This is a genomic window from Streptomyces sp. NPDC054866, from assembly GCF_053610745.1.
Genome location: NZ_JBSGZA010000003.1, coordinates 136820 through 161478, shown reverse-complemented (window position 1 = coordinate 161478; position 24659 = coordinate 136820). Strand labels below are relative to the sequence as shown.

22 protein-coding genes and 1 pseudogene are annotated in these 24659 nt (G+C 68.5%); 6 read left to right on the top strand and 17 right to left on the bottom strand.

All coding sequences use genetic code 11. From position 1 onward, the window contains the following. Nucleotides 1-325 precede the first annotated feature (325 nt). The 6 genes and pseudogenes from ACWGI2_RS16110 to ACWGI2_RS16085 form a co-directional block, all read right to left on the bottom strand. Nucleotides 326-394: pseudogene (locus ACWGI2_RS16110) on the bottom strand (zinc-ribbon domain-containing protein); the annotation flags it as partial. Between the two features lie 189 nt (nt 395-583). Continuing rightward, the gene (locus tag ACWGI2_RS16105) at nt 584-1276 is read right to left on the bottom strand and encodes a demethylmenaquinone methyltransferase (protein ID WP_160506577.1); all 693 of its coding nucleotides are present in this window, start codon (nt 1274-1276) and stop codon (nt 584-586) included. A gap of 149 nt (nt 1277-1425) precedes the next feature. Then, nucleotides 1426-2025: an imidazolonepropionase-like domain-containing protein gene (locus tag ACWGI2_RS16100; RefSeq protein WP_453695935.1), complete on the bottom strand. Its 600-nt coding sequence runs from the start codon at nt 2023-2025 to the stop codon at nt 1426-1428. Nucleotides 2026-2032: 7 nt separating this feature from the next. After that, nucleotides 2033-3232 (bottom strand): cyclic dehypoxanthinyl futalosine synthase, encoded by a 1200-nt coding sequence (mqnC, locus tag ACWGI2_RS16095; protein WP_453397513.1) that lies wholly within the window; start codon nt 3230-3232, stop codon nt 2033-2035. Between the two features lie 71 nt (nt 3233-3303). Then, nucleotides 3304-4029, bottom strand: a complete 726-nt coding sequence (locus ACWGI2_RS16090; RefSeq protein ID WP_453695933.1) for a prepilin peptidase — start codon at nt 4027-4029, stop codon at nt 3304-3306. A gap of 98 nt (nt 4030-4127) precedes the next feature. Further along, nucleotides 4128-7124, bottom strand: a complete 2997-nt coding sequence (locus ACWGI2_RS16085; protein WP_453695931.1) for a BTAD domain-containing putative transcriptional regulator — start codon at nt 7122-7124, stop codon at nt 4128-4130. Between the two features lie 456 nt (nt 7125-7580). Here ACWGI2_RS16085 and ACWGI2_RS16080 point away from each other — a divergent pair, with 456 nt between their 5' ends. From ACWGI2_RS16080 to ACWGI2_RS16055, 6 genes are all read left to right on the top strand, one after another. After that, complete coding sequence (locus ACWGI2_RS16080) at nt 7581-8234, top strand: hypothetical protein (protein ID WP_453695929.1); 654 nt, start codon at nt 7581-7583, stop codon at nt 8232-8234. Further along, complete coding sequence (locus tag ACWGI2_RS16075) at nt 8231-9292, top strand: hypothetical protein (RefSeq protein WP_453695927.1); 1062 nt, start codon at nt 8231-8233, stop codon at nt 9290-9292. The genes ACWGI2_RS16080 and ACWGI2_RS16075 overlap by 4 nt, the downstream gene beginning before the upstream one ends. 140 nt (nt 9293-9432) lie before the next feature. Then, nucleotides 9433-9903: a barstar family protein gene (locus ACWGI2_RS16070; RefSeq protein ID WP_453397517.1), complete on the top strand. Its 471-nt coding sequence runs from the start codon at nt 9433-9435 to the stop codon at nt 9901-9903. 68 nt (nt 9904-9971) lie between these two features. Then, on the top strand, nt 9972-14585 hold the full coding sequence (locus ACWGI2_RS16065; protein ID WP_453397518.1) for a DUF6531 domain-containing protein: 4614 nt from the start codon (nt 9972-9974) through the stop codon (nt 14583-14585). Beyond that, nucleotides 14582-15112, top strand: a complete 531-nt coding sequence (locus ACWGI2_RS16060) for a hypothetical protein (protein ID WP_453397519.1) — start codon at nt 14582-14584, stop codon at nt 15110-15112. Before ACWGI2_RS16065 ends, ACWGI2_RS16060 begins: the two co-directional genes overlap by 4 nt. 182 nt (nt 15113-15294) lie before the next feature. Then, a complete protein-coding gene (locus tag ACWGI2_RS16055; RefSeq protein WP_160506570.1) occupies nt 15295-15639 on the top strand; it encodes a hypothetical protein in 345 nt (114 codons plus the stop codon). A gap of 31 nt (nt 15640-15670) precedes the next feature. On the opposite strand, the gene ACWGI2_RS16050 is transcribed toward ACWGI2_RS16055, so the two are convergent. The 11 genes from ACWGI2_RS16050 to ACWGI2_RS16000 all read right to left on the bottom strand — a co-directional run bounded on the left by ACWGI2_RS16050 (nt 15671) and on the right by ACWGI2_RS16000 (nt 24270). Then, the gene (locus ACWGI2_RS16050) at nt 15671-16738 is read right to left on the bottom strand and encodes a hypothetical protein (RefSeq protein ID WP_453695926.1); all 1068 of its coding nucleotides are present in this window, start codon (nt 16736-16738) and stop codon (nt 15671-15673) included. Next, nucleotides 16735-17136, bottom strand: a complete 402-nt coding sequence (locus tag ACWGI2_RS16045; RefSeq protein ID WP_453695924.1) for a hypothetical protein — start codon at nt 17134-17136, stop codon at nt 16735-16737. Before ACWGI2_RS16045 ends, ACWGI2_RS16050 begins: the two co-directional genes overlap by 4 nt. Nucleotides 17137-17553: 417 nt before the next feature. Next, a complete protein-coding gene (locus tag ACWGI2_RS16040; protein WP_453696741.1) occupies nt 17554-18012 on the bottom strand; it encodes a TadE/TadG family type IV pilus assembly protein in 459 nt (152 codons plus the stop codon). A 2-nt stretch (nt 18013-18014) separates the two neighbouring features. Further along, entirely contained in the window at nt 18015-18488 is a 474-nt protein-coding gene (locus tag ACWGI2_RS16035; protein ID WP_453695922.1) for a TadE/TadG family type IV pilus assembly protein, read from the bottom strand. An 11-nt stretch (nt 18489-18499) separates the two neighbouring features. Further along, on the bottom strand, nt 18500-18883 hold the full coding sequence (locus ACWGI2_RS16030; RefSeq protein ID WP_202121280.1) for a TadE family protein: 384 nt from the start codon (nt 18881-18883) through the stop codon (nt 18500-18502). A gap of 103 nt (nt 18884-18986) precedes the next feature. Then, on the bottom strand, nt 18987-19238 hold the full coding sequence (locus ACWGI2_RS16025; RefSeq protein ID WP_160506566.1) for a hypothetical protein: 252 nt from the start codon (nt 19236-19238) through the stop codon (nt 18987-18989). 87 nt (nt 19239-19325) lie between these two features. Further along, nucleotides 19326-20258 carry a type II secretion system F family protein gene (locus tag ACWGI2_RS16020; protein ID WP_453397523.1) on the bottom strand — a complete coding sequence of 311 codons (933 nt, stop codon included), beginning with the start codon at nt 20256-20258 and terminating at the stop codon, nt 19326-19328. Further along, on the bottom strand, nt 20255-21310 hold the full coding sequence (locus ACWGI2_RS16015) for a type II secretion system F family protein (RefSeq protein WP_453695920.1): 1056 nt from the start codon (nt 21308-21310) through the stop codon (nt 20255-20257). Before ACWGI2_RS16015 ends, ACWGI2_RS16020 begins: the two co-directional genes overlap by 4 nt. Before the next feature lie 7 nt (nt 21311-21317). Then, entirely contained in the window at nt 21318-22628 is a 1311-nt protein-coding gene (locus ACWGI2_RS16010) for a CpaF family protein (protein ID WP_453397525.1), read from the bottom strand. Beyond that, nucleotides 22625-23512: a hypothetical protein gene (locus ACWGI2_RS16005; RefSeq protein ID WP_453397526.1), complete on the bottom strand. Its 888-nt coding sequence runs from the start codon at nt 23510-23512 to the stop codon at nt 22625-22627. The genes ACWGI2_RS16010 and ACWGI2_RS16005 overlap by 4 nt, the downstream gene beginning before the upstream one ends. Before the next feature lie 17 nt (nt 23513-23529). Beyond that, a complete protein-coding gene (locus tag ACWGI2_RS16000; protein ID WP_453397527.1) occupies nt 23530-24270 on the bottom strand; it encodes an RcpC/CpaB family pilus assembly protein in 741 nt (246 codons plus the stop codon). Between the last annotated feature and the right edge of the window lie 389 nt (nt 24271-24659).

Here is a 24659-nt window from a genome sequence, read left to right as displayed (position 1 = left end):
CCCAGTCCCCCCGGAACGCACGCCCGAAGAAGGCACCGAGCGGGGAGGGGGCTGCGGGCGCCCCGGGGACGTATGCGGGAGGGGTGGGAGAGGGCGGAAGGGCGGGGGCGGGGAGGGACGTCACAGTGAACCCGGGCCCGGCTGGGGATGCCTCACCGCCGGGTGCGTCAGCGTCAGTCTCAGGCGCTTGGGGATCAGAGGCCTCGGGATCAGAGGCCGCCGACGCCGCAGGGGGATCCTCCCCAGCAGACGTGGGAACGCCCAGCTCTGCCGGGGGCAGTTCCGCGGGCCCCGCGTCCACCGTCGTGTCACGCGGACGCTCGCGCCCGCACTTCATGCAGAAGCGGGCCTCGTCAGGGGTGGGTGCCCCGCAGTGTGGGCAGTGCGACGCCATGGGAACGCTCCGTCATTGGGGAGATGACCAGCAAGACCGACCCGTGCGTGCCGAACGGTCCCGCGGCGGCCGATGCGAAAGAGCGGCTTCGCATCGCTCCGTCGCGTCGGCGGAGTCGTATCACAACGGACACATCTTGCCCGGTGGCTGGTTCCCGTCAACTCGGGTCATGATGCCGCGAGATGGGGCCTATGCCTTGAACCCCCGGTGCAGGGCCACGACCCCGCCCGTCAGATTCCGCCACGCCACCTTCGACCAGCCCGCGTCCTGAAGCCGCGCGGCCAGCGTCGGCTGGTCCGGCCAGGAGCGGATGGACTCCGCGAGATAGACGTACGCGTCGGGGTTGGAGGAGACCGCGCGCGCCACCGGCGGCAGCGCCCGCATCAGGTACTCCTCGTAGACCGTGCGGAACGGCGTCCACGTCGCGTGCGAGAACTCGCAGATGACGACCCGGCCGCCCGGCTTCGTCACGCGGTACATCTCCCGCAGCGCCTCGTCCGTCTCGTGGACGTTGCGAAGGCCGAAGGAGATCGTGACGGCGTCGAACGTGTCGTCCTTGAACGGCAGCTTCGTCGCGTCGCCCGCCGTGAACGGCATCCAGGGGTGGCGCGCCTTGCCGACCTGGAGCATGCCGAGCGAGAAGTCGCAGGGCACGACGTACGCGCCCGCTCGGGCGAAGGGCTGGGACGAGGTCGCCGTGCCCGCGGCGAGGTCGAGCACCTTCTGCGCGGGGCGCGCGTCGACCGCCTTCGCGACCTCCTTGCGCCACAGCCTCGCCTGGCCGAGCGACAGCACGTCGTTCGTCAGGTCGTACCGTTCCGCCACGTCGTCGAACATGGAGGCGACTTCGTGCGGCTGCTTTTCCAGGGTGGCTCGGGTCACCCCGCTATTGTGGCAGGCCGCCGCCGCCTCGCCTGCGGCGGGCGATTTCGCGGTGCGTCTGCCTGGTGCGGCCCGTCTGCGGATGCGGGTCCGTCGTGGTTGCTCGCGCAGTTCCCCACGCCCCTAAGGCATGCCCCTCCGGGGCTGCCTCAGCGGGCTCGGTACACCATTCGGCCTGCAATCACCGTTGCCACGCACGTCGTCGCGCCCTGGCGCACCAGCTCCGCCCGGTCGGCGACGTCGAAGATCGCGAAGCGGGCCGGGGTGCCCTCCCTCAGGGGTGGCAGGAGGACCAGCGGGGTCGGTGACAGGGACGGCGGGCCCGGCAGCTGTGGTGGGCGTTGGCCGACCGCCAGGCCTGCCCTGCGGACGGTGTCGACGACGGGCCGGGCCCGCAGTTCGCCCGCGATGGCCACCGTGCCGTGCGCGAAGAGCCGCTGTACGCCCCGGCGGGCGCTGGCGCCCACGCGGGACGGGTCGACGCGGAAGAGGGCCCGCGCCCGCTCCCCGCCGATGGGATCGGTGCCGAGCCAGTCGGCCTCGCGCGGGTCGGGGTGGTAGGTGGCTTCGAGGAGTTCGGGACCGTACGGGTTGAGCAGGCCCGGCGTGAGGATGCCGGGCCAGCGACGGACGCGGGCGGCGGGATGAGCGGCCACCAGCTCCTCGTACGGGCCGACGGCGGCGACGCTCGCCCCGTCGACCAGGACCGCCGCCTCCGGTGTGCCATCGGCGACGTGAAGTGTGCGCACGACAGCCTCAGTTGGAGGCGAGGAGCTTCAGCTCGGGGTGCGCCGTGCCGCCCTCGATCGCCGTGGAGGAGATGTGCGAGGCGACGCGGTCGTCGGTCGGGTCGTTCGCCGGGTCGTCGTGCACGACGAGGTGCTCGTACGTCGTGGCGCGCTGGGCCGGGACGCGGTCCGCGGTACGGATCATGTCGATCATGTCGCGCAGATTGTTCCGGTGCTTGGCGCCGGCCATGGAGACCACGTTCTCCTCCAGCATCACCGAGCCGAGGTCGTCCGCGCCGTAGTGCAGGGTGAGCTGGCCGGCCTCCTTGCCGGTGGTCAGCCAGGAACCCTGGATGTGGGCGACGTTGTCGAGGAAGATCCGCGAGATCGCGATCATGCGGATGTACTCGAAGATGCTGGCCTGCGTCCGGCCCTTGAGGTGGTTGTTCTCGGGCTGGTACGTGTACGGGATGAAGGCCCGGAAGCCGCCGGTCCTGTCCTGTACGTCGCGGATCATCCGCAGGTGCTCGATGCGCTCGGCGTTGGTCTCGCCCGTACCCATGAGCATCGTGGACGTCGACTCGACGCCCAGACCGTGCGCGATCTCCATGATCTCCAGCCAGCGCTCACCGCTCTCCTTGAGCGGGGCGATGGCCTTGCGCGGGCGGGCCGGGAGCAGCTCGGCGCCGGCACCGGCGAAGGAGTCGAGCCCGGCGGCGTTGATCCGCTTGATGGCCTCCTCGGCGGAGACCTTCGAGATGCGGGCCATGTGCTCGATCTCGGAGGCGCCGAGGGAGTGGATGACCAGCTGCGGGAAGTTCTTCTTGATCGCCGAGAAGTGCTCTTCGTAGTACTCGACGCCGAAGTCTGGGTGGTGCCCGCCCTGGAACATCACCTGCGTGCCGCCGAGCTCGACGGTCTCGGCGCAGCGCCGCAGGATGTCGTCGAGGTCGCGCGTCCAGCCCTTCTTGGTGTCCTTCGGGGCGGCGTAGAAGGCGCAGAACTTGCACGCCGTCACGCAGACGTTCGTGTAGTTGATGTTCCGCTCGATGATGTACGTCGCGATGTGCTCGGTCCCGGCGTACCGGCGGCGGCGGATGGCGTCGGCGGCGGCGCCGAGCGCGTGCAGCGGGGCATCGCGGTAGAGGTCGAGCGCCTCTTCGGCGCTGATCCGCCCACCTGCGGCGGCACGGTCGAGGACGGACTGAAGGTCGGCCTTCTCGGTCACCGGGGCGTCCCTTTCGTAAGGGTTGTGGGCGGACTGATTCAGCGTACGCCAGGGGATCCGACCGCCTGACGTCAGGCGGCGTACGCCCCGGCGAGCAGTCCGAGGAACGCCCCGCCGATCAGGAAAGGACCGAACGGGATGGCCGTCTTGCGCCCGGCGCGGCGGGCGACGACCAGGAATCCGCCGTACAGCGCGGCGAGCAGGAACCCGGCGAAGGTGCCGAGCAGCACCGCGCCCCACCCGTACCAGCCCAGGGCGGCGCCCAGACCGAGCGCCAGCTTCACGTCGCCGAAGCCCATGCCGTTCGGGCTGATGAGGAAGAGCACGAAGTACGCACCGGCGAGCGCAAGGGCCCCGTAGAGCGCGTGGATCCAGGAACCGGCGTGTTCGGGAAGCAGCGCGGCGCCCCCGAGGAGCGCGAGCGCGGCCGCGGCGAGCGGGAGCGTCAGCACATCGGGCAGCCGGTGCACGCCGAAGTCCACGACGGCGAGCAGGACGCCGACGGGAGCGAGCAGCAGCCATACGGCCAGCTCGGGGCGCGGACCCGTGGCGGCGGCGAGGGCGGCGGAGACGAGGGCGGTGGCGAGAGCGACAGCGACGGTCCGGGGCCCGTAGCGGTCCCCTCCCCCACACCGCGCGAGCCCGACCCAGCCGCCGAGGGGGTGCCCGTCGGGGCAGCTGTCCCGCCATCCCTCGTCGGGCGACACGGACAGCCGATAGGCGGCATGGGGCACGAACACCCCGGCGACGGCGCCCCAGAGGGCGCCGCCGACGACGACGTACAACAACGGGTCCAACGGTCACCCTCTAAACGCGGAGATACGGGTGGGTGGGTGGGAGAGGTCCGCCGCGAAGCGGCGGCCTCGAAACCGCCCCACCCCCCGCAGCGAAGGAACTACCCCACGGCGGTGAGCCCACTGCGCCAGGTAGGCAGGAGCTCGTCCAGCAGAGCCTCGGTCCGGGGCGGCACGCCCCGAGCCCCACTCCGGGCAACGAGGTCAACAGCAACCTGCCGGAGGCGAGCAGGCTCGCCCACCGCATGAGTCGCCCGCAGCAACTCGTTCCAGAGCCGCTCATCCCCCGGCGCGGAGTTCAGCGAGGCGTTCAGCGCCTCGATGGCCTTCTCCGCGCGCCCCTTCTCCAGGTGGAACTCGGAGAGGGCGAGCCCGATGTCGGCGACGAGCAGCGGCAGCTGCGCGTCGATGATCTCGTGCGTGAGCCACGCGTACCGCCCCTGCGGCCGGTCCGCGAGCAGCGGCCCCCGTACGAGCACCAGCGCGTCGGTGAGCATCCGCCCGCGCACGGCCCTGCTGTTGGCCCCGCGCCCCTGGGTCGCCTCGTGGTAGAGCGACCGCAGAACATCCAGATCGGATACGACGGACTTGGCGAGCGTGAGCCGCCCGCTGCGGTCGGCCCGCAGCCTGGGCGACCCGTCGGGCTCGGTGCCGAGCCACTCCCGCAGCCGGTCGATGAGTGCGTCCCGTACGTCCTCGGTGACCCCGCGCGGCCACAGCGCGGAGGAGAGCACGCGGGGGTGCACACCCTCGCGGTGCAGCAGGAGCAGCGCGAGCGCTTCGTGCATCAGCGGGCTGCGCTCACCGTCCGGCGTGTCGAGGCCGATGATCTCGTACGTACCGACGAGGCGCGCGTAGACCGCGGGCCGCCCCTGCTCGGTGACGTCGACGAGGAACGGCGGGGTGACGCCCGTACGACCGGAACGGGCAGAACCAGCGCCCTCACCCTCGCCCGGATCGGCGTCGACGAACAGTTCCACGACGGCCCGCTGCTGCGCCTCGGGCAGCGCCTGCGCCTCCAGCTCAAGGCCGAGCAGCGGGGCGAGCAGCTTGCCCTCGGGGGTGATCTCCATCTCCCACGCGGCACCCGGCAGGTCGCCGGACTCGGTGCCGACGAGGTACCCGATGCCCAACCGGCTCGCGTCGGCGGCCAGTTCGGCGAGCTTCACCGCGTCGTCCCCCTCGGGCTCAGCGGCGAGCAGCACCAGGTGCGGCGCCCAGCGCGTGTGCTGGGCGGGCCCCGTACGGCCGGTGAGCACGGAGTCGTGCCCGGCGGCGCCCAGGGCTCCGCGCCGCTGCCGCGTCTCCGCCTCCATCGTCTCGATGAGCGCCTCGATGTCGTCGAGGTGCCGCAGACGGTTGGGCGCGAGCGGCGTCAGGTCCTGCCCGAAGCCGACGAGGGTGATGGTCATGCGGTCGGACCAGCCGTTGGTGGCGAGCTCGGCGGCGACGGAGGCGAAGACGGCGGCACGGTCGGCCTCGCGGCCGCTCAGCGACACGACACCGGGCACGGCTTCGAGATTGAGCAGCAGCCGCGAGTCGTCGAGCGTTCCCAGGCTGACGAGACCGGGGTAGGGAGCGGCGGTTTCCACTTCCTCGTACCGCTCGGCATCGGTGCGCGCCAGCATCCAGAACGTCTGGTCCTGCCCCAACTGCCAAGGAGCGGGCGGCCGTCCGGCGGGCTGGGCGAGCTGGAGGTGCAGATCGCCGTTGCTGAGCCAGGCGGCGTAGACGGTCGGCAGGGCCCGCGATTCCTCGGCGAGCGCGGCGGCGAGCCCCCTCAACGACAGATCAAGAAGGCGTACGCCCTCGGGGTCGGCGCCCACGAGCAGCGCGTCCTGCACATCGGCGGCGCCCCCGGTCGGCGTCGGCGGCTCCATGCCGCGACGGCCGCCGACGGCGCCCATGGCGGACTGCCACAGCGCGTGACGGCGACGGCGTCCGAGCGCGCCGAGGAGCCCGGCGGCAAGGAGGGGCGCCCCGATGAGCGCCTCGGGCAGCCCGAAGGAGGACTCCTCGGACTGGTTGCCGGCGACGGGAGTTTCCTGCTGCCCCTGTCCCTGCCCCTTGCCCGCGTCGGAGGGCCGCTGCTCAGGAATGGTGATGTGGGCGGTGTCGCGGTCACCTTGCTGACCGCCACCCTGCTGTCCGCCGCCCTGCTCCTGGGCGCCGCCACCCTGCTGGTGGTCCCCGGACTTGGCGTAGTCGGAGATCTGCTCCTTCACGTCCTGCGAGACCTTGGGCGCCTCGTCGGGCATCTCGACGAGCTCGCCGCCGTGCGCGTCCGCGGGCATCTCCATGATCCAGCCGGGCCGGATGAGGCTGGCCTCGGACAACCGCGAGCCGTCGGGCTGCTCGCGGTCCTTGTTGAGCTGGTAGATCTCCTTGTACCGGCGCCCGTCTCCGAGATGCCGCTCAGCGATCTCCCACATGGAGTCGTGATGACGGCCCTCGGGCGGCTGAATCCGGTAGTACTTCGTGTCCCCGTCCTTGGCATTGCTGCCGGCCTGGGCGGCGGCCTGCTCGGCCTGCTCGGCGACGGCACTGGCGGCACTGCCTGCCTGCTCCTGCCCGAAGAGCCCGCCGGGCGTCTGCTGGGCGGAAGCGGCGGAGGCGGGCTTCTGGTTCCCCTCAAGCGACTGCCCGAACTGCGAGAGCCCCGGCGCGAAGCTAGCGGCGGTGGCGCCCACCAGGAGCAGGGCGGCGACGAGTTGACGGGCGAGGAGCTGACTGCCGCCGGCACCGGGAACGCGGCCGGGCATGCCGACTCCGGAGAGCGCGGCCTTCACCTCAACGAGCACGCAGGCGGTGAACTGAGCCCAGGCAAGCCAGACGACGACGGTCAGTACGTTGATGAACGTCCCGACCGTGATCTCCTGCTGCAACCAGTCCAGCGAAGGCGCACCACCCGGGAGAGGCCACCCCACGGCGTACGCGAGGGCACCAGGCACGCCGAAGACGAGCGCGGCCAACGCGACAAAGGCGAGGAACGCCTTGACGAAGTCCCCGAACGTACGACGACGCCGGGGCAGCGGCTGCGGCGTCCGATTCCGTGGAGCCGACGGGCCGCCTGTCGAACTTGAAGTGGTGCGCGCCATGGCGGGTGTCCTGTTGTCCTCTGAGAGGGAGCGGATGGGGATCAGCGGTCTGTGCCGCGGTGGGCTGAGCGTACTGAGGCGATGGTACGGAAGGGGCCGAAGGTCAGACAGAGGCAACGGCTTCCAAGGCCTCCCAAGAGGCTTGCGCGAGTGCCCGTTTACACCCGAGTTGCGCCGTAAGCCCACCTATCCGCAAACGGAGCGTGCCCGATCCCACCCCGGAATTACCCGCGATTACCTGCCCAGGACGGGCATTCACCCCCGCCCGTCACAGTTCCGGCACGGATTCGCTGCGCTCACGTAGCACTTGAGAACCCTTCGCTTCCGTCACCGCACAGAACGCGGGAGCCTTCACAAGGCCCACCAGTCCTGGTAACCCACGCCTGGTAGCGTCGTCCGGCTCCATTCTCTCCTGCACACATGTCGAACTCTGCCGAACTCTGGGGGACTGCAATCGTGGCCCGTCGCACCATGCCCATCGCCGCCACTCTGGTGGCGAGCGCGGCTCTGCTCCTGACTGCCTGTGGGGGCGGTGGGAGTGATGACTCCTCGGACAAGATCGAGGGGGCGGGGCAGGGTGACAGCACTCCGTCACCGTCGAAGTCCGGATCGAAGGCGCCTGACGTGGACCGTCCTGAGATCAAGCTGCCCACGAGCTTCGATCTGCCCTTCGAGGGGTGGACGAGCAGCGAGCCCGACAAGCAGGCCGTCCTCGACGACGGCAAGGAACACCTCCGGGCTGGGTACGCCGCGATCATCGCGAAGGACCCCGACGCCGAGTCACTCGCCTTCTACGACACCACGGCCGGCCTATCGCAGGACCAGAAGTGGATCAAGACGTACACGGACAAGGACCTCACCGTGATCGGCAAGCTGCCGGTCTTCGACCCCAAGGTCACCCTTCTCGGCGACAAGAAGACGAAGGCGTCCCTCACCTACTGCACGGACGAGAGCAAGGCGTACTCGAAGGAACGCAAGTCGGGCAAGACCGAGGGGAATCCCGCGGGCACGGCTCCCGAGGTCTTCTACACGATCACCCTGCACAAGAACGACAAGGGTGTCTGGCAGACCGTGTCCACCTACTCGAAGAGGGGCGGCTGCTCACGATGAAGCCACGGCACACGTTGTCGGCACTGACCACCGCGTCACTCACATCGCTCGCGGCGGCCGTTCTCGCATCCGCACCGGCTCACGCCGTCGGCGGCGGGGGAACAGCCGGGGAGGTCGACGAGCGCACGCTCGCGTCCACGGCGCATTCCCAGATCGAGGTCACGTACGTCAAGGGCGGCGACGGCAAGGGCAAGAAGGGCAACCTCGCGCCGATCGACCCCAACTGGAAGCCGCCCGCCTGCTGGTACGAACCGCTCTTCACGCCCGAGCAGCTCAAGGCCTTCGTCGAAAAGACGGACGGTGAGGGAATGGTCGGCATCCACCAGGGCTGGTACGGCAGGTCCCTCTGGGAGAACCATTACGCCAAGGGCAAGGACGAGCCCAACCTCGACGACGAGAACACCACCGCCAAGGGCTACGACAACTACAACATCGGCAAGAAGGGGTACTTCTGGCGCAGCGTCGCCCCTGACGACGCCGACCCGCGCTCCTCCGAATGCGACAAGGTCATGTTCTGGCAGGACCAGGGCGAGATACCGAATGTCCCGCACACCCCGACTCCCAAGACGCTGGCCGAGTACGCCTACGACAAGGTCGAGATCCCCGAGACGGAAATCGAACTGAAGCCGCAGGCCAAGTCGACGGTGAACCTGCCCACTTGGGTCTGGCTGGACAAGGGCACCTTCACGGACGTCAAGGTCCGCGCAGAACTCCCCAAGACGGGTATCTGGGCAGAGACCACGGCCAAACCGAAGAGCCTCCACCTGGAGCCCGGCACGGCTGACGCCGAAACCTTCCCCGCATCAGCCGAATGCGAGATCAACAACGACGGCAGCATCGGCACGCCCTACACCAAGGGCAAGTCGAAGCAGGACCCGCCGTGCGGCATCAAGTACCTCCGGGCCACGGACGGAGCGCCGTACAAACTAAAGGCCTCCATCACCTGGGAAATCTCCTGGGAGGGCTCGGACAACGACGGCAAGCACAACTTGCCGAACGGCACCTTCGAGACGACCCAGGACATGAACGTCCAGGAAATCCAGTCGATCAACCGCTGATCCGCAGACCCAGGATCTCCACCGTAGGCTCCACCCTCACCCAGCGTCGTTCGCCATGGGTCGTCTTCACACGCCACGACGACCCATGGCTGAGCATCGAGACGGCCACGCTCCAGAATCAGGGCGGACGTCTGATCCGCTTGGACGGCAGGAAGCTGCGAGATCCGGGCACCCTGTTCGCCACGTTCGCCCGGGAACTCTCCTTCCCGGGCCACTTCGGCCACAACTGGGAGGCGCTCGTGGACTGCCTCCGTGACTGGCACGGCCACGGGGGCGACACGAAGGACATCGCGGTCCTGATCGACAACGCCGACTGCCTGTTGAGTGTCGAATTCCTGGGACTCTTCGTCGCAGTGCTTTGCCAGGCGGCTTGGAGGGCCAATCTCCAGCTCGACGCCGATGGAGTACGCGACCAGGACACACCGCCCTTCACGCTGCACTTCGTCTTCCTCCTGGACAGCACCGCACCCGCCGCCTTCGCCATGGCCGCAGCAAGCGGCATGGACGTCGGCGTGGAACGCGAAGAGGGGCGCCTGACGGCGACATTGACCGGCGAGGACTGGCCCGACACCGGCTCGGAACCGAGTGGATCACCACCAACGTCCCAGTAGCTGCACGGGTGCGATAGCTTCGCATGTGCTTTCGGGCGCAAACAGTTTAGGTTCTGGGGGGTTATGGCATGGGGGGCAATCGTCCGGCGGATTGGCATGTCCTGGACTTGGACAAGGATCCGACGCCGGGTGATCCGGACCGGGTGCGGAACCTGGCCAAGAATCTGCACGACTTCGCCGACGACGTGTCGAAGGTCCTGCGTGACATCAAGGGCATGGCGGGCGAGGAGGCGATCCTCACCTGGGCGGGCAAGACCGCGGAGTCCTTCACGGCGGAGTTCGAGGACGCGCCGGGCAAGCTGAAGAAGCTCAAGAAGAGCTACGAGATGGCCGGCGACGCGCTGTCCACGTACTGGCCGGAGCTGGAGCGAGCCCAGGCCCTCGCCGACAAGGCCCTGGTCAAGGGCCGTGAAGCACAAGGCGACTTGAGCTCGGCCCAGACACGGCTGACCTCCGCCGACTCGTGGATGGACAAGGCGGGCAAGGAAGCCGACAAATACAAGGACGACAAAGACTCCGGGAAAGACGTCCCCAAGCCCGACCCGGACAAGGTCAAGGCCGCCACCCGCAACGCCACCGCCGCCGAAAAAGCCCAGACGACCGCCAAGTCGGACGTCTCCGCCGCCAAGAGCAACCTCGACGCCGCGAAGAAGATGGCCGAGGACGCCCGCAAGATGCGCGAGGACGCCGCGGGCACGGCGAAGAAGAAGCTCGAAGAGGCCTCCGATGCGGGCATTCAGAACCGCAAGTGGTGGGAGGAGGTCGGGGACTGGGTCACCGACAACTGGGACACCATCGTCGCGGTCTGCAAGGTCGTCGTCGCCGTCCTGGGCGTCATCGCGATGATCATCGGCGGGCCTATCCTGGGCGCCATCGTCCTCATCGCCGCCCTCGTCGTCCTCGCCGACACCCTGAATAAATACGCCAACGGAGAAGCAGGCCTACTCGACGTCGCCTTCGCCGCCCTGGACTGCATCCCCGGCATGAAGGGACTGACCTCCCTCCGCGGCCTCGCCAAAGGCATGAAGGGCCTCAAGGGCGGGCTGAAGGCCATGGGGAAGGGGCTCAGTGGCTTGAAGTCGGCTCGCAGCGCCATCGCAGACGGCGCCAAGGGTGCGTACAACCGCCTAAAGAGCATGGTCAAGGGCTGTGGCGACCCCGTCGACCCGGCCACAGGCCAGATGTACCTGGCGGAGACCGACATCAGCCTGCCCGGCACTCTCCCGCTCCACTTCACCCGGCGGGTCGCTTCTGACTACCGCACCGGCGGATGGTTCGGTCCGACCTGGTCATCCACCGTCGATCAACGCCTGGAGATCGACGAGGACGGCGTGGTCCTGGTCACCGAGGACGGCATGCTCCTCGAGTATCCGCACCCTGCGGGCCCGGACACACGCGTACTTCCTGGCTCCGGCCCACACTGGCCCATGACCCGCCTCGACAACGGCGGTTACCGCCTCACTGATCCACGCACCGGCCTCACCCGTCAGTTCGCCCCTCCCCACGGCGACCTGGCACTCCTGGAGCGCATCACCGATCGCAACCACAACTCCATCACCTTCGACTACGACGGTAACGGCGCTCCCATAGCTATCCGGCACTCTGGCGGCTACGACCTCCGGCTGACCGTGACCGAGAACCGTGTCACCGCGCTGAGCCTGGCCGGCGCTGCCGACGACGGCTCGGATCTCACGATCAAGCGGTACGGCTACACGGGCGGCAACCTCACATCGGTCACCAACTCCTCCGGCCTGCCCATGCGGTTCACGTATGACGATCGCCTTCGCATCACCTCTTGGACCGACACCAACAACAGCCGCTACGACTACACCTACGACGACCAGGACCGCTGCGTCACCCAGGGCGGCGAGGCCGGACACGTCAGCAACTACTTCGCCTACGACGGAATCGACCCGGACTGGCCGGAGAGCCGAGTCACCGCAGTCACAACAGGCGAAGGAGCCACGTCCCGCTTCGTCGTCAATGGCAACTCCCAGGTCATCGCAGAGATCGACCCCACGGGCGGCACCGTCCGGACACGCTTCGACTCCAACCACCACCTGATGTCCTTCGCCGATGTGCTCGGACGCACCACGCGATACGAGTACGACGGCGATGGCCAGGTCACTTCCGTCCTCCGTCCGGACGGCCACCGGGTCATCTCCGAGTACAACGACCTCGGCCTTCCCACTGTCGTGACGGGGCCCGACGGCACCGCCTGGCAACAGGAGTACGACGAGCGGGGCAACCGCGTCACACTCGTTGACCCGACCGGTGCCACCACCCACTTCACGTACGACACAGCCGGTCGTCTCACCTCAGTCACGGACGCGCTGGGCAGGCGTACAGAGATCCGCTGCGATCACGCGGGACTGCCGTTGGAGATCACCAATCCCCTGGGTGAAGTGAGCCGCTACAGACGCGATGCCTTCGGCCGACCGGCCTCGTTCACTGACGCGTTGGGGCGGACGACGCGCCTCGAATGGGCAGTGGAAGGCCACCCCACTCGCCGTGTCGAGTCGGACGGCAGCGTCGAATCGTGGACGTATGACGGCGAGGGCAACTGCACCAGCCACATCGACGCCTCGGGCGCCGTCACCCACTTCGAGTACACGCACTTCGACCTTCTCGCCGCCAGGACCGGCCCGGACGGGGTGCGATACCAATTCGCCTATGACGCGGAGCTGCGTCTTACCCGGGTCAGCAACCCCCAGCTTCTGGACTGGGCTTATGTGTACGACGCTGCCGGCCGCCTGATATCCGAAACCGACTTCGACGGCCGCACCATCCTCTACTCCCGTGACACAGCAGGCCACATGACGGCCCGGACCAACGCCCTCGGGCAGACGGTCACCTATGAGCGGGACGTGCTCGACCGGGTCGTCCGGAAAGTCGCCGACGGCCAGGTCACCACCTACGCGTACTCCCTCACGGGCAAGCTCACTCAAGCCGTCGCGCCTGGAGTGAACCTGATCGCAGAACACGACGGCCTGGGTCGTCCACTGTCTGAATCGGTCAACGGCCGCATCATCAGGCATGAGTTCGATGCCTGCGGTCAGCGCACCAGGCGTACCACCCCCACCTCTGCCATCACCGAATGGAGCTACGACGCAGCGGGCCGTCATGCTCACTTGACCATGGCGGGGACAACGATCGGCTTTGAGCACGATCCCGTCGGGCGAGAAGTGAACCGACGTATCGGCGACGCACTCACCCTGACAAACGACTTCAACGGTTTGGGGCGCCTGACCGCCCAGGCGATCACTACGGCAGAAGGCCGAAGCGTCCAGCGCCGAAGCTACGCGTACCGACCCGACGGCAACCTGGTCAGGCTTGAGGACCAGCTGAACGGCGTGCGCCACTTCGACCTCGACACAGCAGGCCGGGTCACCGCTGTCCGGTCCGCGAACTGGAACGAGAAGTACGCATATGACGACGCCGGCAACCAGACGGAGGCCTCCTGGCCTGCCTCGCATCCGGGCCAAGAGGCCACAGGGCCGCGCAGCTACACGGGGACCCGCATCACGCGAGCCGGCAACGTCCGGTACGAGCACGATGCCCAAGGGCGCATCACGCTGCGTCAGAAGATTCGCCCGTCCCGCAAGCCCGAAACATGGCGATACACCTGGGATGCCGAAGATCGCCTCATCGCCGTCACCACACCCGATGGAATCCTCTGGCGCTACCTCTACGATCCGCTAGGTCGGCGTATCGCGAAGCAGCGCCTCGCACCAGACGGTGAATCCGTGGCCGAGGAAACCACGTTCGTCTGGGACGGAGTCACGCTATGTGAACAGACGGCCTCGTCCGCCGAGTTGCCCCACCCCGTCACCATCACATGGGTGCATCAAGGGCTTCGGCCCATAGCCCAGACGGAGCGGGTGAACGCCTGCGCGGCGTCCCAGGACGAGATCGACTCCCGATTCTTCGCCATCGTCACCGACCTCGTGGGCGCTCCCACCGAGCTCCTCGACGAGCACGGAGAAATTGCCTGGCGTGCCCGCGCCACTCTCTGGGGTACCACCGCATGGTCGGCGGGCAGCGCGACTTACACACCTTTGCGCTTTCCTGGCCAGTACTTCGACCCTGAAACCGGGCTCCACTACAACCATTTCCGCACTTACGACCCTGAGACCGCCCGCTACCTCTCCCCCGATCCTCTTGGACTCGCCCCTGCGCCGAACCCCGTCAGCTACGTCTCGAACCCCCTCACGTGGGCGGACCCGCTCGGCCTCGCTCCCAGCTGCGACCTGGAGATCGAATACGGAGCACCAGACATTCACGGGCGTCCCACCGGGGCAATCGCACGAATCGGCCCCAACCCACCAGACGGCGGAAAGGCGGTGAGGCGGATGAAACCGCCGGGCTTCGGCGGCGAGGCGGCAGGACATTCTCGCGGACACCTGATTCCGAAACAGCTCGGAGGCCCCGGAAACGAGCCGCGCAACTTTGTGACCCAAGATGCGGTGGTCAACAACGGACCACAGAGCGACTTCGAGGATGCAGTGGCAGCGTATGTGAAGGGCGACCCGGCGAATGGAGTGCCCGGGAACGAGGTAATCTATGTGGCAACACCGCGGTATTCAGGGAGCGATCCAATTCCCAGTAGGGTGGATGTAGAAGTGTTCGGCGATAACGGCTGGTACATGGGAGGCTCATTCATGAACAGCAGCACAACATGACCAGCATTCTGGACCTGGCCCGCATCTGCCCACCTCCGGACATCGACGTACCGAGCGTCATCACGGGGGCGTCAAACGGATCCGCCGAGGGCGACATCCAGTCCGACCGCAGGCTCCTGCACGAATGGTACGGAGGAGGTTGCTTCAACGACTTCCTCTGGATCTACTCTCCAGGGCATACGAATCGACACCTGGACGCAAATGAGAGAACAGCGAACCTGCACCGCGTACTTGAGCGTCGGGCAGCGGTAAGCATTCGATCCCGAATCGCAGAACTCGGATACTCCATCGCGGACACCGTGTCGTGGGGAGGAACCGACAACGGCGACCTGTGCTGCTGGATCGGCACGGCATTGGACACCCCAGCAATCGGACTGATCATCGATTGCAGAGAGGATGTCTATTATGAGTTCACTGGATCAACTGGCGCCCTGATCTATCGATTCTTGAACGGCGCAGAGACATGCCCGATTTTCCCGGAGGACTTCTGGGATGAGGTCCCCACTTACTGGCGCCCCGGTGCTTGAGCTTCACGCGAAAGCCGAGGGCAAGCATGCCGCCACCCTGTGTACGGCGCTGACCCAGAAGTATATCTCCGCCCCCCGAACCACGGAACACGTCATAATCGCTCCGGAGCCTGTCCCGTCCTCGGCCTGTCCGAGGAGCGCGATGGGTGACAGCGGACGGACACAAGTGAGAGGGAAGCGGCATGGGTGGTAAAGGCAAGAGTGACCTCGCGCTCCCGCTCAGTGATCTGGAGGACTACGGAAGCCGGTTGCGGTCGGTCAAGGACCGCATGAACCGCACAAAGAAGACCTTCGAGTCCTACAAGGACGACATCGGCGACGGCGGCGTGTACGACGCGCTCGAAGACTTCGAGTCCAACTGGGAGGACGGCCGCGAGGACATCACCCAGCAGCTGAACGCGCTGGCCGACATGTCCGACGCCGTCGTACGGGAGTTCAAGAAGCTGGACGACAAGCTCGCCAAGGATGTCTCCGAAGGCGTGAAGGACAAGGGCGGCAAGGGGAAGGGCAAGGGAGAGGGCGACTAGCAGGCCGCCGCCTCCCCTCCCCCCACACACGTCAGCGGTTCACGGACTGGATCTCCTGTACGGGGATCCGCTGGGTTGCGCCGAAGGAGCCGGGCGGCAGCGTGCCTCCCTCGCCCGTGCTGCTGGACCAGCTGATCTTCCAGGTGAGCGTGGCCCGTAGGGCGTACGTGGCGTTCGTTCCCGGGGAGCGCAGGTACGTCACGCCGCACGGCGGCACCCGGTCCGCCTTGCCTCGCGCGTAGGGCTCGCCGATGCCGCCCCCGCGCTTGGCGAGCGCGCAGCTCCCCGCGGCCGGGAAGACCTCCGCGTCAGGCGTGCCCGGCTCGATGCGCAAGGACTCCGGTTCGGCCGTCGTCGTCGCCGAGAGGCCCGTGCCGGGCAGGCTCGCCGTGACGCTGACCTTCTTGAACCTGCCCTTGTCCAGCCAGACCCAGGTGGGCAGGTTCACCGTGGACGTTCCCCTCGGGGCCGTCTTGATCTCGGTGCCGGGTACGGGGAGTTCGTCGTACGCGTACTGGGCGAGGATCTCCGGCGATGCCGCCATGGGCTCCGCCGGGGTCTCGCCCTTGTCCACCCAGAAGGGCTGCCGGTCGCAGGTCGTCGCCTCGGGGTCGTCCTCGCGGTTGGGGTTGATCACCGACGCCCAGAACATTCCCTTGCCCTGCTTCGAGAGGTTGTAGTTCTTGTACGGGTGGCCGTCCTTGTAGCGGTACTCCATCGCGTCGCTGATGACGTGGCCGATCCCCCCGATGAGGGGAGCACTCGCCCCGAAAGCCCGCCACGCCTTAACTGTGCTCTGGATCTCCTTGGGCGAGAACGCGGGCTCGTACCAGCAGGCCGGGGGTGTCCAGGCAACGCCCACCGGGGACGGTGTGCCGGTCTCGGAGCCGCGGCCTGCGCCGCCGCCGACAACCGAGGTCCGTACGCGGGTCTCCGCAGTGATGACGCGGCCGTTCGCCCCGCCCTTCACCTCCCCACCGGATCCCCCGCCGGATCCGCCGCCGGTTCGATCGGCCCAGGCAGGCGGTGCCGCCTGCAACGTGATCAGCAGTGTGGTGCAGACGGCCAGCGCGACGGCTGCGGTGCGGTGACCGTTCATGGGCGGCAGGCCTTGCTGCCTCGCGCCGACACGCTCTTGGTGACCTGCCAGACGCCCTTGGCGTTCTTCCTCAGCCGGTCGTTGTAGAAGACGTAGGAATCCTTGGTGACCGGGGTGACGTTGGTCTTCTTCGTCTTGAGGTCCTTGGTGTAGCCCTTGGACTCGTCCCCGCAGTACGTGAGCCCGGCTGAACCGTCCTCGCCGAACGTGACCTCCCGATCGACGTACCGCACCGTCCCCGTCACCGTGGTGCCTTCCTCGACGAAACCGCCGATCCATTCCACGGAGTCCAAGTAGGCCGAGCCCTTGCTGTAGAAAGCCACCGCCTTGGATCTGGGCTCCTGGTCACCGATCGCCTCGTCGACGGCACGCAAGTACTCGGCGTTGTCACGCAGCACCGCGTCCGTCCTCGCGTCACCCGTCGCCCGCGGCTCGAAGACGAGTTGATCGCCTGCCGGGAGAGTGATCTTGGGCCGCGCGATTCCGTCGCCGGGGGCGGCGGACGCCGTGGCCGACGGTTTCTCAGCCCCTTGGCCAACGCCGGCGATCTCGTCGGGGCCCTGGGGGCCCGCACCCCCACCACACCCCACCAGCACCAACCCACTCGCAACCGCACACACCCACGGCAGCCCCACCCACGTACGCACCCGGCCCTACCTCCCGTACCTCCCGCAAAGGGGAACAGGCGGTAAAACCCCGCGCACCCTCCGAAGGTCACCGCGAAGGCGACGCCCCGCGGAGTGAAAGTCGGACGAGTCCGATGACCCTCCGGGTGGACGCGGGCCCCAGGTGCACGCGAGCGGCGGTGCCCCGCCTCAGCCGACCTCGTTCTCCGCGATCGCAGAGCCCCGCACCGTCACATCGCCCCCGTAGAACAACCCCGTGAACACCGGGCTGTACGTCAGCTGGACCTCGACCTCGACCTGGTTCGCGTTTGCCGTCACGCAGTGCGTCGCCGCAACGTCCGCGCCGTTCATGTCCGTCGAGCGGGCGTAGGCCTGGGCTCGTGCGCCGCAGTTCTCGTAGTTGATGGGGGCGCCCTTGGCGCCTTCGTATATGCCCTCGCGGTCGACGTCCTGCGCCGCGTAACGCGCTGCCTGTTCCGCGATGTCCGCGGCCCTCTCCCGCTTGGAGATGGACAGGCCGCCGTCGATGACGAAGGCGGTGAGCGAGAGGAACACGATCGCGAAGATGATGACGGCGCCGGCGCCGGAGCCACGGTCGTCGAGGCGTTCTCTGCGGGCGGCGGCCCAGTCCCGTAGGCGAGGAGCGATGCTCACACCGACCTCCGGTACGGGTCGAGCGAGGAGCTGAAGCTGGCCGTCAGCGTGGTCGGCACGTCGAGACCGATCATGTCCAAGCCCCTTACCTTGCAGCTCACTTCGACCGTGAAGAAGGGATCCACCTCGGCCTCGAAGCCCGCGCTCGTCTTCCTGACGTCGACCGGGCCCGAGCAGACGTCCGCGAGGTCCGCCTCCGCTGCCGCCTTCGCCTCGGCCATCGCCGTGCCCTCGTCCTTCTGGATCGAGCCCGCGCGCGCCGCGTCCCGCGCCGCTCCGTCGATCGCCCCCCGGCCGTCGACGAGCTGGCCGAAGGCCACCAGGACCAGGATGAAGAGGATCATCACGGGGGCGAGGATGACCACCTCGATGGTCGAGAGCCCCCGGTCGTCCGCCCTTGAGGCAGCCCGCCCAAAGGCCCGTGCCCGTACCTGTGCCCGTGCCCGTGCCCGTGCCCGTGCGCCAGCCATCCGCATCCGCATCAGCCGCCCCCGTTGTCCTCGACGAACCGCTCCACCGGCCCGGCCGACTGCGCGTGCACCGTCAGGTCGAGGCCGGGGAAGACCGAGGGCACGCTCGCGGTGATCTCCACCCCGACCGTGTTCGCCTTCGGCTCCATCGTCTTCACGTCGGGGCTGATCACCAACTGCGGTCCCAGTTGCTGGATGTAGGCGTCGACCACGTCACGCGCGTCGCCGCGCCAGCCGCCCGGGTTCTCGTCCGCCGTCGCACGGGCCTTACGCGCGCCCGCCTGGGCCGCGGCCTGGGCGACATGGTCCGCGAAGAAGTACAGCGCGAACTGCACCGTCGCGAAGATCATGAAGAAGAGGACCGGAGTGAGCAGCACGAACTCGATCGCGGTCATGCCGGATTCACCGCGGGTGGAGGCTGCCTCCACCCTGCGGCGTACCCATCGCTTCACGCACCCGCGCACTCGTCCCCGCCTTCGCTCCCCGGTAACCGATCGATCAGCAGGTCTTGCCGGCGTCCGCACCCTCGATGCAGTCGCCGACCTTGTCGGCTCCGCCCTTGAGCGCGGCGTTGATGATGGCGGCCACCACGCCGACGATCGCCACGACGACCGCGGAGATGATGACCCACTCGACCGCGGACGCACCGCGGTCGAGCTCGCCGGAGCGGGCACGCTCGACGCGGCCCCGCAGGAAGGTGACCAGGAAGTCGACAGCCGGGATGCCGGTACTGAAGTTCCGTCCGTTCATGGTGAGTTGTCCTCTCAGGAGTGGGGGGAGGTTGTCGGGCCGCCCCCGTCGGCCGGCCCGTCCGTCGCCGTAAAGATCACTGGACCGCTAGACCTGGAACACGCGCATCGCCGCCGGGAAGATGAGGAAGACCAGGAAGCCCGCGCACAGGAGCAGCTGGGCGACGAGCATCGACTGCGACTTCTCGCCCGCGCTGCCCTCGATCTCCGCCATTTCGCGGTGCCGCATCGTCTCCGCGCGGGAGGCGAGCGAGTCACGCACCTTCGCGCCGTCGTCCGCCACCAGGGCGAGCGAGGCCGACAGGTCCTTGAGCTCTTCGATGCCCAGCTGCTCGCCGAGCGTGCCGAGCGCCTGCCACTGGCTGATTCCGGTGATCCGGGCGTCGGCCAGGGCGCTTCGGATACGTCGTGTCGCCCATCCGTCGGAGATCTCCGCCGCCGCCATCAGGGCCTCGGGGAGGCCGCGGCCGCCCGCGAGGCTCATCGACACCAGGTCCAAGTAGGCGCCGATGACGCGGCGCAGGTCGCGCCGCTTGTCCGCGGCGTCCCTGCGCACCTCGAGGTCGGGCAGGAAGAAGAAGAGCGCGCCGAACATCAGGGCCAGCCAGACCGGGATGATCGGGCTGTCGCCGACGCCCAGCGTCCAGATGACGGCGAACAGGAACGGCCCGAAGAAGACACCCGCGGCCGCGAGCAGCGTCTTCGTCGCCAGGAAATTCTCCCAGCTGCGGTCGAGGACGGCCAGGTCGGCGCGGAGCGACCGCTGCTCCCAGCCCTGCTGGAGGTAGAAGTCGGCGACGCGCGTGCCCACGCGGGCCCGCACCGTCCCCAGCCGGCCCGAGTCGTCCTTGCTGTCACCGGCCGAGCGGTGCGACTCGTACGCCGCCCCCCTCGCCCGCATGGCGTCGATCCGCGCGACCGTGGCGACCGCGCTCCGCTTGGAGGGCATCAGGGCACGTACGAGGGCGTAGATGCCCAGGCCCATGATGGCGCCGATCACTATCGGCATCGTCAGGCTCATCGACGTACCCCCTCGGGATTCGAATAGCCGGGCTGACCGGGCTGCACCGGCTGGCCGTACGGACCGGCATGCCCCGGCAAGGGCGCCTGCTGCTCACCGGCACCGGCACCGGCACCCGCACCGGGCCCCGCCCCCGGCCCCCGCGGCCGCACGAACTGCACGCCCGGCTCGTCCCTGACCAGGAAGCGGTCCGGCGTCTCCACGGTCGAGAGCTTGCGCAGCCACCAGAAGCCGAGCGCGAACAGGCCGCAGACGCAGGCGAGTACGAGCTGGCCGACCGCCGTGCCGTACGGGGCGACGAAGTCGCGGTTGAAGATCGAGAGGCCGAGGACGAACGCGATCGACACCGCGACCACGATCTGCACCGAGCGCCGCGTCGAGGCGCGCTGCGACATCACGCGCTGGCGCATGTCGACCTCTTCGCGCGCCGACTTGGCGAGGGCGCCGAGGACTTGGCGCAGACCCGGACCGCGCAGCTTCGCGTTCAGGATCAGCGCCGCCACGATGATGTCCGCCGACGCGTCGTCGATCTCGTCGGCCAGTATCTGAAGGGCCTCGGGAAGCGGCGTACGCGCACGCAGTCGGTCCACCAGGGCGTCCAGGTGGGGACGGAGCACGGGCGCCGCCGCCCGTGCCGAGGCCGGGATCGCCTGTTCGAGGCCGACCGCGCCCGCGATGGTGTCGCGCAGGGACTCCGTCCAGGCGGCGAGGGCCTCGACGCGGCGCATCTGCGACCGCTCCTCCGCCGCGCCGCCGAACAGCTTGTCCCAGAAGAAGACGAGGATGCCGGACGCGATGCCCGCGACCGTCCACCGGGTGAGCAGCAGCACCACCAGGCCCACGCCGACGGCGAGCGAGCCGCGCCGGCCCGCGAACCGGATGAGTTCGTTCATCCGCTCGCTGGCCTTCTGCTTCTCGTGCTCGGGTTTCACCGGAAGACCGCGCAGCGCGATGGCGAGGACCGCGAGGCCTCCGCCGACCGCGATGCCGCAGCCCAGTGCGTACAGGACGGGCAGCGAGAAAAGGCCGCCCATCGAGCCGAGTGAGTTCATGTCGTGCTCACCCCCATTGCCCGGAGGGGCGGTAGCCGAACGCGGCCAGGTCGTCCATGCAGGCGATCGGCGCGTGCGCGACGACCTGCCCGTTCGCGGCCTCCGCGAAGACCTCGCTGGACAGGACGCGGCCGTCGACGCCGTTGACCTCGCGGACCGAGGTCACCATGCGCTGGAGCTTGCCGCCGGTCTGGTAGTTGTTGCGCCGCTGGATGAAGACGACGAAGTTGACGGCTCCGGCCACGAGCATCTGGCTCGCCTCGATGGGCAGCCGCTCGCTGGCCTGGAGTGCGTACGTCGAGATGCGGTTGAAGACCTCACTCGAACTGTTGGCGTGGATCGTGGAGAGCGAGCCGTCGTTGCCCTGCGACATCGCGTTCAGCATCGTCACGATCTCGTCGCCGAGCACCTCACCGACGATGACGCGGGAGGGGTTCATACGGAGCGACCGGCGCACCAGCTCCGCCATCGAGATCATGCCCTGGCCCTCGGAGTTGGGCAGGCGCTCCTCGAAGGCGACGACGTTCGGGTGCAGGTCGGCGAACTGGTCGAGGCCGAGTTCCAGGGCGCGCTCGACGGTCACCAGGCGCTCGTGCGGCGGGATCTCGTTGGCGAGCGCCCTCAGCAGAGTGGTCTTACCGGCGTTCGTCGCGCCCGCGATCATGATGTTCTTGCGGGCCCGCACCGCGCACGCCATGAAGTGCGCGACCTCGGGGGTCAGCGTGCCGTTGCCCACCAGGTCCGACATGAAGACCTTGCCCATGCGGGCACGTCGGATGGAGAGCGCCGGGCGCCGCGTGACGTCCATGACGGCCGACAGACGCGAGCCGTCGGGGAGGCGGAGGTCGAGCTGCGGGTTGGCGGAGTCGAAGGGGCGCGAGGAGAGACCGGAGTACGCGCCGAGGATCTGGATGAGCTCGATGAGCTCCTCGTCGGTCTCGGCGACCGGATCGGCCTTGGTCTCGCGTCCGTTGGCGTATCCGACGAAGACCTGGTCGCACCCGTTGATGTCTATGTTCTCGACCTCGGGGTCGTCGAGCAGCGGCTGGAGCCGTCCTACGCCGAAGAGCGCCGCGTGCACGGCGGCCGCGTACTTCTCCTCGGTCTCGGCGTCCAGCGGGGTCCGCCCGGCGTTGATCTCTATCCGGGCGTACTCCTCCAGGATCTGGGCGATGACGGCGCGGGCGTACTGCCGCTCGTCCTCGCCCGACATGGGGGTGACGCCGGAGACCTGGTCGAGGCGGCGCTGCTCGGCGATGCGGTCACCGGCGTCCTGCCGGAACCGCTTGACGAGCGAGTGATCGACGGGGACGCTCATCGGCCGGCTCCGGGCATGCCTGCTCCGTGGGTGCCGGCGCCATGAGTTCCATGGGTGCCGTGGGGGCCGCCCGCGTTCGGGTTGGCCCAGGCGGCGCCGTACTGCTGGTAGAGGTCGACGGTGACCTTGCGGGCCGAGCGGATGAGCATCGACTTGTCGAGACGTCCGCGCTTGCGGCCCGCCAACTGCTCGGCGCCCGCGGGGTCTTCGGCGAGGGTGCCGACGACGCGGGCTCCGGTCTGCGCGGCCATCAGCATGTCGTTGACCTGGTGGACGAGCTTGGCGGATGTCGAGGGGTCGGCGATCAGCAGTACGCCGATGAGCGGGGTCGCCAGCGAGGCGGCCCCACGTGATCCGCCGTGCAGCTTGGCCGCGAGGGCGGCGGCACGGTCGCGTACGCGCGCGATGGCCTCGGGCTCGGTCCGCGAGACGAGCAGTACGAGGGCAGCCTGTGGGAAGAGCTCGACGGCGGGAGTGTCCCCACTGATACGACCACAGTCGGCAATGACATCTGCGGGCGCGTTCGGGGAGTCGGCGAGCTGCGAGAAGGCACGGCCGAGGGTCGGCCAGAGCCCCGCGAGCCCGGCGGCCTGCTCGGCGACACCGAGCCCGACGAGCACCTCGAGTCCACCGCTCAACGGCTGGGTGTGATCCCAGAGTTGATCGGGAACGAGGCCGCGACGTGCGGTGGCCGCGATGCTGAGCATCCCGGTGTTGGGGTTGAGCGGTCCGCCGTGCGCGGCGGCACTGCGGTAGACCAGGTCGCCACCGGCGGGGTCGGTCTCCGCGACAAGGACGCGCCGCGGCCACACGGCCGCCAGCGCGACGGCCGCGGTGGTGACTCCGGGAGACCCCTTGTCGGCAGCGAGAGCAATGAGCGCCATGTCTCTTCTACTCGCCTCTAGTTGCCGTTGGGAGACACTTGGACGAGAGAGACCGCACCGGCGGACGCGGCCCTGGTGACGGCTGCGGCGTCGGCGCTGTCCACCAGGAGCGTGATGCCGAGGGCACCGGTGCTCACGGTGGCGTCGCTCTTGTCCGCGACGGAGCTGACGCGGGCGGCCGAGACGATGGGCGAGTCGCTCGCGCCCGTCCCGGCGGAGCCGCCGGTCCCCTTGTCGCTTGAGCTTCCGCCGGAAGCGTCGTCGCCGACCTGGTAGACGTCCACGCTGTCGCCGGCCTTCAGGCCGTCCGCGGGGTACTGCCCCTCCTTGAGGGAGACGCCGACGGCCGACTTGCCCGCGGGCAGCCCGCTCTTGCTGGAGAACATCTCACCGACGGCGACGGCACCCTTGGGGATGGTGTTGGTGGCCTTGAGCTTCGACAGCTGGTCGAGCTGGGACCACTTGACGTAGTTGACCCCGGAGTCGGCGGAGACCATCACCGAAGTGACGTTCTCGTCGCGGACGGGTGACTCCCCCGCCGGGATCTCCGCCGTCACCTTGACGACCTCGATCCGGTCCCCCGCGCGCAGCACGAGGACGGTGGCGCCGAGGGCGCCGATGAGGATGAGAAGAACGGCCAGGGCGGCGAGTGCCGGTTTGCGCTCGCGAGGCGGCGCGGGAAGGCGCTCACCAACCGCTGGCTGAACCGGCGCGGCGGAACGGCTGTTGCCCGCCCCCGTACGCTCTTGGATCTTCACGCAACTGCTCCCCGCACGCCCAAGAAGATTCGGTCATTTTCAGACACTCGCGACTCTCTTCGCCCGCCTCGGGCGGGCTATTCAGCCCCAGGCACAGTGTCAAGTCATCGCACCGTATCAGCAGCACATAAGCCCCTCAAGGCGCGTCAGGACCGCTGCGCCCCGCACTCCTCATCGTTATCCACGCGCAATCCGTACTCCATGGTTCCCACGCATTCCGGGATGTGGAGGAGGTGGCAAGAATGTGCGTACGCGAATAATTGCCCTTTGCGCAACGGGGGCCGCGGGGCGCGGTGATGAGGAACACCAGCCTGTCGGTGACCGATGAGCGGCTGATCGTTCAGCCGCACGGATGACGCCGGGAGGGGCGGGGGTGGTTCCCGGTTGGG

Bases quoted from the DNA above. Each gene is read 5' to 3' on its own strand.
- ACWGI2_RS16085 (WP_453695931.1), bottom strand. From the start codon at position 7,124: ATGGCGCGCACCACTTCAAGTTCGACAGGCGGCCCGTCGGCTCCACGG.
- ACWGI2_RS16065 (WP_453397518.1), top strand. From the start codon at position 9,972: ATGGGGGGCAATCGTCCGGCGGATTGGCATGTCCTGGACTTGGACAAG.
- ACWGI2_RS16035 (WP_453695922.1), bottom strand. From the start codon at position 18,488: ATGGCTGGCGCACGGGCACGGGCACGGGCACGGGCACAGGTACGGGCA.
- ACWGI2_RS16020 (WP_453397523.1), bottom strand. From the start codon at position 20,258: ATGAGCCTGACGATGCCGATAGTGATCGGCGCCATCATGGGCCTGGGC.
- ACWGI2_RS16055 (WP_160506570.1), top strand. From the start codon at position 15,295: ATGGGTGGTAAAGGCAAGAGTGACCTCGCGCTCCCGCTCAGTGATCTG.
- ACWGI2_RS16015 (WP_453695920.1), bottom strand. From the start codon at position 21,310: ATGAACTCACTCGGCTCGATGGGCGGCCTTTTCTCGCTGCCCGTCCTG.
- ACWGI2_RS16060 (WP_453397519.1), top strand. From the start codon at position 14,582: ATGACCAGCATTCTGGACCTGGCCCGCATCTGCCCACCTCCGGACATC.
- ACWGI2_RS16025 (WP_160506566.1), bottom strand. From the start codon at position 19,238: ATGAACGGACGGAACTTCAGTACCGGCATCCCGGCTGTCGACTTCCTG.
- ACWGI2_RS16075 (WP_453695927.1), top strand. From the start codon at position 8,231: ATGAAGCCACGGCACACGTTGTCGGCACTGACCACCGCGTCACTCACA.
- ACWGI2_RS16005 (WP_453397526.1), bottom strand. From the start codon at position 23,512: ATGGCGCTCATTGCTCTCGCTGCCGACAAGGGGTCTCCCGGAGTCACC.
- ACWGI2_RS16050 (WP_453695926.1), bottom strand. From the start codon at position 16,738: ATGAACGGTCACCGCACCGCAGCCGTCGCGCTGGCCGTCTGCACCACA.
- ACWGI2_RS16010 (WP_453397525.1), bottom strand. From the start codon at position 22,628: ATGAGCGTCCCCGTCGATCACTCGCTCGTCAAGCGGTTCCGGCAGGAC.
- ACWGI2_RS16030 (WP_202121280.1), bottom strand. From the start codon at position 18,883: ATGACCGCGATCGAGTTCGTGCTGCTCACTCCGGTCCTCTTCTTCATG.